The sequence below is a fragment of the Sphingobacterium thalpophilum genome (genome assembly GCF_901482695.1).
Classification (GTDB): domain Bacteria; phylum Bacteroidota; class Bacteroidia; order Sphingobacteriales; family Sphingobacteriaceae; genus Sphingobacterium; species Sphingobacterium thalpophilum.
This window is the reverse complement of the sequence record NZ_LR590484.1, coordinates 1959401-1972410: the sequence shown is the minus strand read 5'-3', so window position 1 is coordinate 1972410 and position 13010 is coordinate 1959401. Positions and strand designations below refer to the sequence as shown.

Sequence of the window (13010 nt, the reverse complement as noted above, 5' to 3'; positions counted from 1 at the left end):
AACTATTAAACCCATTATGATGAACACGGAGAAAAAGGGCAATTACCGCTGGGTAATATGTTCGCTACTATTTTTTGCTACGACGATCAATTACCTGGACCGCCAGGTACTTTCATTGACCTGGAAGGATTTTATCAGTCCGGAATTCCATTGGACCAATACCGATTATGGAAATATTACGGCTTTATTTTCTATCTTCTATGCGATCAGTATGCTTTTCGCAGGCCGTTTTGTGGACTGGATGGACACCAAAAAAGGATTTTTATGGGCTATAGGAATTTGGTCCGTTGGCGCCATTATCCACGCTTTTTGTGGGATTGCAACATCTGGAATTGTCGCCGGTGAATGGTTTGTTGGTTTTGAAGGAGCAAAAGAGGCTATTTCTCACGTGAACAATGCAGGCTTAGTCATCAGTGTCAGCGTCAACCTGTTTATCTTTGCACGGTTTGTGCTTGCTGTTGGGGAAGCTGGAAACTTTCCGGCAGCCATCAAAGCGACTGCCGAGTATTTTCCGAAAAAAGACCGCGCGCTGGCCACTAGCATTTTCAACTCCGGGGCGACTATAGGTGCACTAGCAGCGCCACTGACAATACCTGTCATCGCTGCACATTGGGGATGGGAAATGTCATTCATTATTATCGGTGCACTGGGGTTCGTCTGGATGGGTTTTTGGATTTTCCTGTACAAAAAACCACATGACAACCCCAAAGTCAATGCTGCTGAGCTAGCTTATATCCACCAAGATGACCACGAAGAGCAAGCTGCTCACCCCGGTGCAACAAAACAACCAAGGACCACAATATCAGAGTGCCTCAAATACAAACAGACCTGGGCTTTTGTATTCGGAAAATTCATGACCGATGGTGTTTGGTGGTTCTTCCTATTTTGGATGCCCGCCTACCTTTCCGCTGTTTATGACATTAAATCATCCGATACCGAGGGGCAGCTCGCAATCTTTGTCCTTTATGCCATCACGATGTTATCGATCTACGGCGGCTGGCTCCCTACCTATTTTGTTGATAAAAAAGGGATGAACGCTTATGAAGGGCGGATGAAAGCTATGCTTTTGTTTGCATTTGTGCCGTTAGTTGTTCTATTTGCGCAGCCTCTCGGACATATTTCATACTGGATACCGGTGATTTTAATCGGCTTTGCGGGTGCAGCACATCAGTCCTGGTCGGCAAACATTTTCTCCACCATCGGAGACTCTTTTCCGAAGCGGGCTATTGCAACAGTTACAGGCATAGGCGGACTCGCGGGCGGTGTAGGCGCTTTTATTATCAACAAAACCTCCGGCTGGCTGTTTGATTATGCAAAAGAGACACAAATGACATTTATGGGCTTTAAAGGCGAAGAAGCCGGGTATTTTATTATCTTTTCTTTCTGTGCTTTAGCATACTTGATTGCATGGGTGGTAATGAAAGCCCTTGTTCCTAAACTAATTTTAATAAAAAATTAACAAATATTGCAAAAATTGTATTATATTAGCAATATCTTTATGAATATCAATCTAAACCATTTTTAAAACAATGAGCTTAAACTTAGAAGGTATCTTCTACGAGGAGAAAGACATTCCCGCAGAATTTACACTAGACGAACAGGTCGATCAAAGAGAGTTCCTTTCCAATGGAGAAATGATTTCTTGGGCGGGTCAGGTAAACGAAGTTTTTTCACCGATTTGTGTGAAGACGAAGGACGGCCTGAAGCGTAAGCGCATCGGTAGTTTCCCTGTTTGTACTGAAAAAGAGTCCATGGAAGCCTTAGACGCTGCTGTAAAAGCATACGACAATGGACGTGGAGAATGGCCAACAATGAGCGTTGCCGATCGTATTGCTTGTGTGGAGAATTTTACACAAAAAATGATTGCCAAGAAAGACATTGTTGTCAAGCTTATTATGTGGGAAATTGGCAAGTCGTATGCAGACTCGGTAAAAGAGTTTGACCGTACTGTTGAGTATATCTACGCGACGATCGATGCATTGAAAGATATAGACCGTGACTCTTCACGTTTTCAGATCGAACAGGGCATCGTTGCCCAGATCAGAAGGTCACCACTGGGAGTTGTCCTTTGTATGGGACCGTTCAATTATCCGCTAAATGAGACTTTCACGACGCTCATCCCTGCATTGATCATGGGTAATACCATGCTATTTAAACCGCCTAAACATGGCACCTTATTGCACTACCCTTTATTGGAAGCATTTAGAACAAGTTTTCCAAAAGGAGTGGTCAATACGATCTATGGACGTGGAAACAAGATTGTTCCAAGTTTGATGCAATCCGGAAAAATCAATGTCCTTACCCTGATTGGATCAAGCCGTGTAGCTGACGAACTCAAAAAATTGCATCCAAAGGTAAACCGTCTACGTGCGATCCTTGGACTGGATGCTAAAAATGCGGCTATTATCACCAAAGATGCTGATCTGAACTTAGCGGTCTCCGAAACAGTATTGGGTTCGCTTTCATTCAATGGCCAGCGTTGTACGGCATTGAAAATTATCTATGTACACCGCAGCTTGGCACAAGAGTTTTTAAAACGTCTTTCTGCCGAAGTTGGAAAGCTTAAGTATGGAATGCCTTGGGAAAAAGGGGTATCCTTGACTCCTCTCCCAGAAGTTAACAAGCCGGCATACTTAACGGAGTGCATCGAAGATGCGAAAGCGTATGGGGCCAAAGTAATCAATGAAAATGGCGGCGAGGTAGCCGAATCTTTCTTCTATCCGGCGATTGTTTATCCGGTCAACTCCCAGATGAAGCTCTACAGAGAAGAACAGTTTGGTCCGGTGATCCCGGTAGTCCCTTTTGATGATCTCGAAGAGCCTATCGAGTACCTAATCGGTTCATCTCACGGACAGCAGGTAAGTATTTTCAGCAATAACGCAGCGGTGGTATCTTCTTTGATCGATCCGTTGGTTAATCAGGTGAGCCGTGTCAACATCAATTGCCAATGCCAACGTGGCCCTGATACTTTCCCTTTCACAGGAAGGAAGGACAGTGCCGAAGGTACATTATCTGTCGTTGATGCGCTACGTTCATTCTCTATCCGTTCGTTAGTTGCGACAAAATTCACAGAAGAAAACAAAAAACTGCTGAACGAGATCGTTAGTGAAAATGAATCGAATTTCTTAAGCACCAAATATATCTTCTAGAAAAGATCGATATCCTATAAAAACACCAGTTAATTGCAGCGTCTGCAATTAACTGGTGTTTCGTTTTTAAACGGCACGCTGGCAATTGCGATGGATGAGTATAAGATCGTTAATTCCGCAATATTAATGCGCCTCAAAATGCTTGCTAATTGGCAATTTCAGTTCCTTTATCCCCTCTACGACCAAGTTGGCAACAGCCGAAGCACCGATCGGGCTTAAATGGGTGTCATCCTGTTTACCTTCCGGATAGTTTGGGTTTCCCTTTTCCACATGAAGAAACAATGGTTTACTTTTTTCATCACCGTAAGATGACAATAATCGGGATGTTTTTTCTTCCATATCGATACAATGTACATGCAAGTTTTCAGCCAGTTTTTTCATAATCGAGGGATAATCCCCATGTGTAGGGACCAAGCTACCACCTTCAAATTTACGTCTGGCGATCGATGTTAAAAGAACAGGAATCGCGCCTTTTTCCCGTGTCTGTTGGATGTAGAAAGTCAGGTTCTGTTCAAATTCCTCTAGAGAGGTTCCCACATTGGGCTTATTGATTTTCTCATCGTTGTGGCCAAACTGGATGAATACATAATCACCATGCTGCAAATGCTCAACAATTGGAGTCCAATGATCCATGATACTTCCGTCCTTGCCGACATCGTGTTTGAAGGATTTACTGCTGCGTCCGTTCAGGGCCCGGTTATCAACCTTGACGTGTTGGTCAGCCAATTTCGCAAAAGCCATTCCCCATCCGGTTTCGGGGAAAGCCCGCTCCTGTTTAATAGCTGCCGTCGAGTCGCCAATAATATAGATAGTCAGTGGGCGATCTTGCCGGAAAGCGAAAAGGAGAATTGCTATGCAAAGGCCAACAATAAAGACACGAATTTCTTTTTTCATCATAATACATTCTTTTAGAGCACACGCTCAGGTTTTCTATAATCCATTCGTAATCACGCCTCCTAGGGATAAATCACAAGGATAGTTTAATCGGTTATGTTTCCAGCCAAGTTTACAAAGTATATCTGATTTGTCCATATGACACAGCCGTTAAAATTTATGCAATCGTTGCCGGCAACGATTGCAGCAGTCGTTAAAATTAGGTTTTGTGATTTTTTTTGGCTAATATTATAGTCTATTTTGCCGGTTATGAAATTTGAAAACTATACAATCAAAGATATTGCTAAAGCACTTAATTTATCTACTTCAACGATTTCCAGAGCGCTAAGAGACAGCTATGAAATAAGCCCTGAAACGAAGAAGATTGTATTGGAATACGCCGAAAAAATAAATTACCGCGCCAATCCGATTGCCAGAAGCTTAAAAGAACGACGCAGCCATTCAATCGGGATTATCGTCAGCGAAATCGCCAATAACTTCTTCTCCCAGGTCATCGATGGAGCGGAATCCATTGCATATAACAAAAACTTTCAGATCATTATTTCCCAGACACACGAGTCTTCCGAACGGGAGCGTCTCAACGTGGAATATTTGACATCTCGATCTATTGACGGATTATTGATCGCTTTATCCTCAGAGACCGAAGATATTTCCTACCTGCACAAACTACAGGAACGCGGTTTCCCGATCGTGTTTTTTGATCGGGTACCACAACAATTTGACACCTATAAGGTTATTGTGAATAATCAGCAAGGGGCATACGATGCAACCCAGCACCTAATTAAACAGGGTAAACAACGGATAGCCCACCTGACGAGCTCAAAGTCTTTGTCGATTACCAAGGACCGTCTTTACGGGTACCAAAAGGCTTTAATGGCCAACCATATCGATTTCGATCCGGCATTGGTCAAATATTGTCAGTACGGCGGGCTACATCAGGATGAGATTGAGACAGCCATAGAAGAACTTATGCATACAGGCTTTGACGCGATATTTATTTCAGGCGACAAGCTGACAACGGGTTATTTGCACGTAGCAAAGAAGAAAGACAAGCTCAATCTTCAACACATTGCTATTGCGGGATTCACAAACTCGAATGTCGTGGATCTGTTCTCCGCTAAGGTCACCTCAATACGGCAGCCCGCCTTTGAAATGGGTAAAATAGCGACCGAGCTCCTCATCCAGCTGATCGAAAAACGAACGCCGAACGAGCAATTTGAAACACGGGTTTTACCGACCGAAATAATCAAAAACGACTAAAAAGAAAGACCGTAAGAAGATATCTTCCTACGGTCTTTATACCCATGACAGCAGTTACTGTGCCCGTTCCTTTTCTTCGTTGCTGGTATCTTTCTTCCGATAATTATTCTTTAGATTACCAAATTTATAGGTGTAAGTCAGGCGCACAACCCGACGGTCTTGATGTTGTCTGATCCTGGAATCAAAAGGACCAAAATTGGTGCTTAGATTTTGATTTCCAGTATTGAATACATCGGTAACGGCCAACTTGAGCGAACTGCGTTCCTTAAACGTTTTGGTCATACCAACCTCCATATCCCACCTGCTCTTCAGATCATAGACATTATATTTGAATGGTGAGAAATAGCGCAGATTGACATTGGCGGAGAGGCTCTTGCTCATTTTAAGATTATGCATGGACATGGCCTGGACCAGAAAGGATTTCCGATTTACCGGAAGCCCTGCTATCATACCATCAAAGTCAAAATAAATACCAGTTATATTGTTGTTCATGCTCCACAGTTTTGAGACAGTGACCGGAATATTGAGATTTAGGTAGGAGGTCAGATTCCGGCCTAAGTTCTCACGGATGACCCATGTAGTACCAGCCACTGAATCTTGCCCCATACTCTCAACAATGGCGTCTTTTACGTCATTAATTCCCAAGGTTAGGTTATAACGTTGTAATAAGGTATAACTCAATGAAAATTCATTGGAGAACTGCGGATTTAAATACGGATTTCCGCGTTCAAAAGTAAGTTTGTCTATATAATAGTCAAAGGGGTTCAATTGCCGATAATTAGGTCTTGTCACCTTCCGGGTATAACCAAGCGACAGGATGTGTTTCTCATTGAACGAATAGCTGAGGTTAGCATTGGGAAAAAGTTCAAAATAGTTTCGTTTTACACGTTTGCTCATCGTGATGGAGTTTCCATCCGAAAACGTATACTCACCCCTTAGCCCTGCTTTTAAAGACCACTTACCAATGCTATTGTTATAATCTAGATACGCTGCCGCGATCTGCTCCTTATACACAAAATGATTGGTACGAGATACATCATTTACCCAGCCCTGGTCCACCAATTTCTCAAACAGCAGGTCATTATCAGATTTAACATTAGAGTATTTTGTTCCCATTTCAAGCTTGGAGCTCTTCGACAAAGGATGCTCATAGTCCAACTTTGCTACATATATATCAATCCCGATTGGCATTCCACTACGTTCAGCTTCTGCCGGAGCTTTCTTGCCCCCCACATCAGCGTATTGATTAAGATAGTTTACACGTTTGCTGCTCTTGAATTTACTCCAGTCCAGGTCGACGGTCAGCTTTCGCCCGTTGGAATCTATCCGGAATTCATTATTTAGATTGGCTGAATAACGGTCAAATAATTCTTTGAAATCAGATTCCGAGACTAACACTGTGTCATAGTCCACGAAGGATCTGCCGATATTTGTTCTGCTGTTATTGTCATTATACTCCGTGTTGTTCGCACCGTTAAACTGTACCGTCAATGTATTTCGGCTGGATGTTTTCTGCTCAATACCAAAACGATACGAATGATTACGTTCTTCCTCACCCAACGCCGACTTCTGCGCAAAATACTTCTGTTCACCACTGTTCTGTATGACGCGGTCGATTTCAAGTTTGCGATAAGCTTTTTCATCTGAATAAGCGTAGGAACCAAATAATGTCGTATTGTTCTTCTTATAATTTAACGACAGCGAGCTGTTTCCTCTGAACTTCTCGCCGTGCCCCGCCGTAAGATTGAAGGTACCATTAAACCCCTCCATCCGATTCTTCTTAAGGACGATATTGATGGTGCCTACTGCGCCCTCAGCATCGTCCTTCGCTGAGCGGCTAGTAATTACTTCCACTGATTTGATCTGGTTACCATCGGTGCTTTTCAAAAAATTGAGCAACTGCTCGCCGGTCATGTACGTTTGCCGTCCATCTATCGTCACCGCGACACCAGACTGCCCCATCAGTTGCAGGTTATTATTGTTGTCCAAGCTTACACCCGGTGCCCTTTGGACGATATCAAGAGCATTATTCCCAGCTGCAATGGGCGAATTCTCCACATTTAAAATCAGTTTCCCCGGTTTGCTTTCAACCAAAGGCCGCTTGCCTTCCACCGTCACCTCCTCCAGTTTACGGTTATCGCTGCGCAAACTGATCGTTGCTACAGCATAATCAGACTTGCCGACCTCAAAAATATTGCTGCGACCAGCTATATACCCGACCATCTTGGCATCAACGACATAACTGCCGGCAGCTACATCCGAAAATTGGTACTCGCCGGCTTCGTTTGTTACAGCAGCTTTCAGTACAACGGTGGAATTGGCTTTCATCAGGTAAGCCGTGGCCAACGGAAGTGGCACATTGTCTTCTGACTGCACCTTTCCCGTTATCTTTACCTGCGCATGGACGAAAGAAACGAGCAAAAAATTTAGTAGTAAAAGATAAAAATATTTTTTCATTAAGATAAGTAGGTTAGTGCTATGAAGCCAGTATCAGGATGTTCGTTGGATCGACCTGACTTGATTCCAATATCGTTTATTGTTATACCCTCTAGTTGTCTTCCGCGTTTTTATAGCGGAAGACAATGCTAGGATCAGTTCTTTTTAATCTGAAGGGAGCCATCGTTTTTCTTTACATTGATAATCGTGTCCCTGCGAATGACGATCGATGTGTCATTGAGTACGATTTCGTTACTATCGGTATTATCATGCTCTTCTTCTGTTGACTCCTTAGGTGGCAGAGCGCATTTTAATCCTAAAGACGTGACCACAAATTCAACTTCTTTTACGTCCTGGTTATAACGGTCACGACACTCATAAAAGGAAATATCACGTAGTTTGTCCTCCAATCTATCATTGATCACCAGTCTTGTGCCTACTGGCAAAAACAAGGTAACATTGACTTCCTGATCGCGGTAACGTTCACCTTCGGTCAACTGAAATGCATTATCAAAAACCAATGAACTTGAGTCCTGTTTCAATGCATAGTTTATTTTTGCAGCCCGATCTGTAGCCGCTTTATATGTACTGCCTTTGGCCGAGTATTCATATCTTACATAGGGCTCCTGCAACGAGTCAATACGTTCTATGCGGATACGGATATTGCGTTTCAGATGTGAAGATAGATTCTCGCTTTTTAATCCGATATTACTTTTGACGCCATTTTTTAAACGGATTACACGCACATCATTTTCATTCAGATAGTAGACCGCCCGCTTTTGTAAAGGCTTTTCCTCCACAATCGTACTTGATTCCCTGAATTCCTTCGCGACAGAAGTCGAATAATAAATGAGCGCCCCCGTTGACGCCAACCACACAATAAATAGTGCCGTGGTTAAATAATTGCTCATTGGCTTCTTCTCAAAAAGCACACGCAGAAGCAGATAAAACAATCCTGCAAAAGGAATAAAAACGGATAAGAAACCCGCGATCAGTGCAAAAGGCACATCGTTAGGATTCATCAAATAAAATGGTCCCGAATCATCCATTACATCTGGAATAACATTCACGATGGCCAGCGCAAAGAAAATGAGTCCGATGATCAGCCCAATCAGCGTCAGCCCGACGACAATGACAAAAAATACACCAATTACTTTAACAATGATTTGCAGCAGCTTGGCGACCCCATCTCCTGTACGGTCTACTCCCCGCGAAAATGTTTCCCGCATACCGCTCATCTCTTCATCAAAAGAACGCTTGAAATTATGGATATTAGGTGCTTCGCCCCGCATTTCCATTTTGTCAGCCCTGGTCACGGCCAATGGCATTACTATCCAGAGAATCACGTATACCAGCACGCCAGATCCACCCACCAATACAAACAACACAAAAAGTAATCTCACCCATTTGGCTTCAATACCGAAGAAATGACCTAATCCACTACAGACCCCACTGAATACCTTATCGTCAGGATCCCGCATCAGCTTTTTCCCCACTTTATAGGTTCCTGCATTTGCTTCCCCCTGATAGGTGGTATAATCATCTTGCTGCTCTGATTCAAAATCACTCACCCTACCCATTTGCTCAATGACAGCGTTCACATCATCCATATTCAGCACTTCTTTACTTCCGGCCTGAATTTTTTCCGTAAACATTTCAGATATGCGGTTTTCAATATCTTCCAGAATCTCGCGGCTGTCCTCTGAATGTCCAAAGTGCTTTTTGATATCAATCATGTATGACCGGAGGACCTCATAAGCATCTTCCTCGATATGGAAGACGATGCTGTTTATATTGATAATTATTGTCTTATTCATCGTTATTATCTTTAACTGGTTTAGTTGAATCCATACTTCTACCTGCCAGCGACGTGTTTACTGCAAACACGAGCTCATTCCAGGTGACATCTAACTTCGCAAGGACCTCTAATCCTTCCCGCGTGATTTCATAATATTTTCTAGGCGGACCTGAAGTTGACTCTTTCCATATATAGCTCAATAAGCCATTATTCTTGAGACGGGTCAAAAGCGGATATAGTGTTCCTTCTACAACCAACAATTGGGCTTTCTTCAGTTCGCTGATAATATCGGAGGCATAAATTTCTCCTCGAGAAATTATTGAAAGGATACAATACTCCAGTATCCCCTTCCTCATCTGAATTTGTGTATTTTCAGCTATCATAACAATACAAAGATATATGTATTTTATGGTACCATGCAATACATAGTACCATACAAAACAAACACAAAGACATAATCAATTGATTTTCAACTATATATTTTTTATAAAAAAGAATAATTTCTTTTCTATCGAGAATTTTTAGGATATTTACCCCTATGATTAAAATCCTACTGGACTATAAATGGTGTTTTATATGGGCCATTATTGTTATCATTCTGTGTACCCTTCCCGGCAACGACTTTGAGTCAGTCCCCTCCTATCCCGGGATGGATAAACTGGTCCACTGCGGCATGTTTTTCGTATTCTGTACACTGATGTACAACGGCGTTATTCGGCAATTTAGTGGAAAACCTACCCGCTGGGCTCCCATTTTTATCGTATCTTTTGTGGGTTTTCTATTTGCAGGATTAACCGAGCTGCTGCAACTATACATTTTTACCTATCGAAGTGGTGATTGGTGGGATTTATTTGCTGACTCCGTGGGAATTGGGATGGCCGGTTTCGCTTACCTTCTGAACTACGTCAATAGGAGAATATAATCATTCTATTGTTAAGCACGGGCCAAGGTCGCTACGGAGACTTTACAGGCCCAGGCTTGTTGGATGGCAAGTGCAGCAGACACGATCGTGGCTCCCGTCGTCAATACGTCATCGACAAGTAAAATGTGTTTTCCATATAAGGCAGGCATATGCTCACAAGCAAAAACATCTTCCACATTTTTGTACCGGGATAAGCGGTCCTGCCCTGTCTGCGTGATGGTTGCTTTTTTACGGATGAGCGCGTCCTCCTGCAAAGGTATGCCCATAGCCCTGGACAGGCCCCTGCCAAAATAACTGGACTGATTATATCCTCTTTTGCGGAGTTTGCCCGGATGCAAAGGGATGGGGATAATAGCGTCCAAATGTTGATAGCTTGCCGAGTCCAGCAATTTTAATCCATATTGAAATCCGAAATACTCTGCTAACAAAGGCTGATTGTTGTATTTTATCTGATAGATCAACCGTTCGACACGACTTTCTTTCTGTAAAATCAGAAATGAACAGGCTTCTTCTACCGGTACTTTTCCCCATAGTTGTCTGGCGGTGTCATTATCTGAATATTCGTGAAAATTGGTATACGGAAGATGGAAATCACAGGCGATGCAAATAAATTTTTCCTGATACCTGAGTACACATCCGCAACAGGCACACTCCCTCGGAAAGAAGATAGCAACAAAATCTCCTAAGATTCTCTTCAGATCAAACGGCATACTAGTGACCTCCTGAACTAAAGATAATAAAACAATATCGTAAATTAGACGTTTGAGCTTTCCTTTTGCTTGTCTTTTATAGCGAGCTGTCCACATGCAGCATCGATATCTTTACCACGGCTGCGTCTGATATTCGTAACGATCCCCTGGCTTTTAAGATAGTTGGCAAATATATCTATTTTGTCTGCCTCTGCATTCAGAAAATCCGCCAATGCAATCGGATTATATTCAATCAGGTTGACTTTACAGGGGACATGTTTACAGAATTTGGCGAGTTCCCGTGCATCTTCGAGTTCATCATTGAAATTGTTGAAAACAATATACTCAAAGGTGATCGGGTTCTTTGTCTTGGCATAAAAGTATTTTAATGCTTCGGCCAGTGACTTGAGCGAATTCTGCTCATTGATAGGCATGATTTCATTACGCTTCTTATCATTTGCGGCGTGCAGAGACAGGGCAAGATTAAAACGGACCTGATCATCCCCCAATTTTTTGATCATCTTGGCAATACCGGCTGTGGATACCGTAATCCGCTTGGCAGCCATATTGAGTCCATCGGGTGCAGTGATACGCTCTACAGACTTCATCATGTTGGCATAGTTAAGCAGCGGCTCACCCATTCCCATATACACAATATTGGTTAGCGGCTGTCCGTAATGCTCCTCAGCCTGCTTACTGATCAGCACTACCTGATCGTAGATTTCATCTGCATTCAGATTACGTTTGCGGTCCATATATCCTGTGGCACAGAATTTACACGTCAGACTGCAGCCTACCTGAGAACTTACACAAGCCGTCATGCGCTCAGGCGCCGGAATGAGCACACCCTCAATGATATTGCCGTCATATAGCCTAAAGCTACTTTTGATGGTTTTGTCCGAGCTGATCTGTGATTCCTTGACTTTTACAGCGTTAATCGTAAAATTTGCTTTCAGTTTTTCACGTAGGCCTTTGCTCAAATTGCTCATTTGATCAAAATCTATGCAAGACTTCTCCCATATCCACTCGTAAATCTGCTTCGCACGAAAGCCCTGTTCACCCAACGCCGTTAGTTGATCTTTGAGCTGACTCAAAGACAAACTCCTGATATCTATTATTTTACTTTTTTCAATCACGGTACAAAGATACGAATAATTAAGCGACAAAAAATCCCGTTCTAAAGAAAATAGAACGGGACAACTGTTATGTATATGTTTTAAAATAGGTAGATTAGCTACTCGTTAGCCATGTATGGCCTCCTTATTTCCATAAGACTGGATCAGCCGCCCTTCAAAATCCAACCATTCCTTCCAGCGTTTTTCCACGTCAACATCCACAGTATATTTGCGTGCAAAATTCAGGAAAGTAGTATAGTGATTGGCCTCCGATACCATGAGATCATAATAGAACTTGGCCAGTTCCTGATCTTTTATATTCTGTGACAGCACCCTAAACCGTTCACAGCTTCGCGCTTCGATCATCGCCGCGAACAGCAACCGGTCAATAAAAGCGGTATTCCGGCTACCATCCTTTTTGGAAAATTTCAGCAACTGCCCCACATAGTCATCCTTTCGTTCGCGCCCCAGCGTATAGCCACGTTCTTTGATGATCTCAATGACCATCCTGAAATGCTCCATCTCTTCAATGGCTATGGCAGTCAGTTCATGAACCAAATCTTCATGCTCTGAATTGTTTGTAATCAAAGATATTGCATTTGAAGCAGCCTTTTGTTCACACCATGCATGATCGGTCAAAATTTCTTCCAAATTCCCTTCTGCGATATTTGCCCATCGCGGATCTGTCAACAACTTAAGTCCAAGCATTTTAGTTTTTAACTGTTTTTATTCGCAAAGGTAGACAAT

General features: G+C 42.8%; 11 protein-coding genes. 4 read left to right on the top strand and 7 right to left on the bottom strand.

Annotated features, from left to right (window positions below):
- Positions 1 to 19: 19 nt before the first annotated feature.
- Positions 20 to 1459, top strand: coding sequence for an MFS transporter (locus FGL37_RS08455; protein WP_028071025.1), 1440 nt, complete (start codon positions 20 to 22; stop codon positions 1457 to 1459).
- Between the two features lie 70 nt (positions 1460 to 1529).
- Positions 1530 to 3149, top strand: a complete 1620-nt coding sequence (locus FGL37_RS08450; protein WP_028071024.1) for an NADP-dependent glyceraldehyde-3-phosphate dehydrogenase — start codon at positions 1530 to 1532, stop codon at positions 3147 to 3149.
- A 123-nt stretch (positions 3150 to 3272) separates the two neighbouring features.
- Here FGL37_RS08450 and FGL37_RS08445 read toward each other — a convergent pair whose 3' ends face one another.
- A complete protein-coding gene (locus FGL37_RS08445) occupies positions 3273 to 4046 on the bottom strand; it encodes a rhamnogalacturonan acetylesterase (protein ID WP_037533923.1) in 774 nt (257 codons plus the stop codon).
- A gap of 246 nt (positions 4047 to 4292) precedes the next feature.
- On the opposite strand from FGL37_RS08445, the gene FGL37_RS08440 reads away from it, so the two are divergent.
- Complete coding sequence (locus tag FGL37_RS08440; RefSeq protein ID WP_028071022.1) at positions 4293 to 5303, top strand: LacI family DNA-binding transcriptional regulator; 1011 nt, start codon at positions 4293 to 4295, stop codon at positions 5301 to 5303.
- Between the two features lie 54 nt (positions 5304 to 5357).
- Here the strand turns inward: FGL37_RS08440 and FGL37_RS08435 are convergent, their stop codons facing one another.
- The 3 genes from FGL37_RS08435 to FGL37_RS08425 all read right to left on the bottom strand — a co-directional run bounded on the left by FGL37_RS08435 (position 5358) and on the right by FGL37_RS08425 (position 9920).
- Complete coding sequence (locus FGL37_RS08435; RefSeq protein ID WP_028071021.1) at positions 5358 to 7760, bottom strand: outer membrane beta-barrel family protein; 2403 nt, start codon at positions 7758 to 7760, stop codon at positions 5358 to 5360.
- A 134-nt stretch (positions 7761 to 7894) separates the two neighbouring features.
- Complete coding sequence (locus tag FGL37_RS08430; protein ID WP_051607149.1) at positions 7895 to 9556, bottom strand: PspC domain-containing protein; 1662 nt, start codon at positions 9554 to 9556, stop codon at positions 7895 to 7897.
- Positions 9549 to 9920: a PadR family transcriptional regulator gene (locus FGL37_RS08425; RefSeq protein ID WP_028071020.1), complete on the bottom strand. Its 372-nt coding sequence runs from the start codon at positions 9918 to 9920 to the stop codon at positions 9549 to 9551. The genes FGL37_RS08430 and FGL37_RS08425 overlap by 8 nt, the downstream gene beginning before the upstream one ends.
- A gap of 155 nt (positions 9921 to 10075) precedes the next feature.
- On the opposite strand from FGL37_RS08425, the gene FGL37_RS08420 reads away from it, so the two are divergent.
- Positions 10076 to 10459, top strand: a complete 384-nt coding sequence (locus tag FGL37_RS08420) for a VanZ family protein (RefSeq protein ID WP_051607148.1) — start codon at positions 10076 to 10078, stop codon at positions 10457 to 10459.
- Positions 10460 to 10470: 11 nt separating this feature from the next.
- Here FGL37_RS08420 and FGL37_RS08415 read toward each other — a convergent pair whose 3' ends face one another.
- The 3 genes from FGL37_RS08415 to FGL37_RS08405 all read right to left on the bottom strand — a co-directional run bounded on the left by FGL37_RS08415 (position 10471) and on the right by FGL37_RS08405 (position 12971).
- On the bottom strand, positions 10471 to 11169 hold the full coding sequence (locus FGL37_RS08415) for a ComF family protein (protein WP_028071018.1): 699 nt from the start codon (positions 11167 to 11169) through the stop codon (positions 10471 to 10473).
- 44 nt (positions 11170 to 11213) lie between these two features.
- Positions 11214 to 12281 (bottom strand): dual-specificity RNA methyltransferase RlmN, encoded by a 1068-nt coding sequence (rlmN, locus tag FGL37_RS08410; RefSeq protein ID WP_028071017.1) that lies wholly within the window; start codon positions 12279 to 12281, stop codon positions 11214 to 11216.
- Positions 12282 to 12389: 108 nt separating this feature from the next.
- Positions 12390 to 12971 carry a MiaE family protein gene (locus FGL37_RS08405; RefSeq protein ID WP_028071016.1) on the bottom strand — a complete coding sequence of 194 codons (582 nt, stop codon included), beginning with the start codon at positions 12969 to 12971 and terminating at the stop codon, positions 12390 to 12392.
- Positions 12972 to 13010 lie beyond the last annotated feature (39 nt).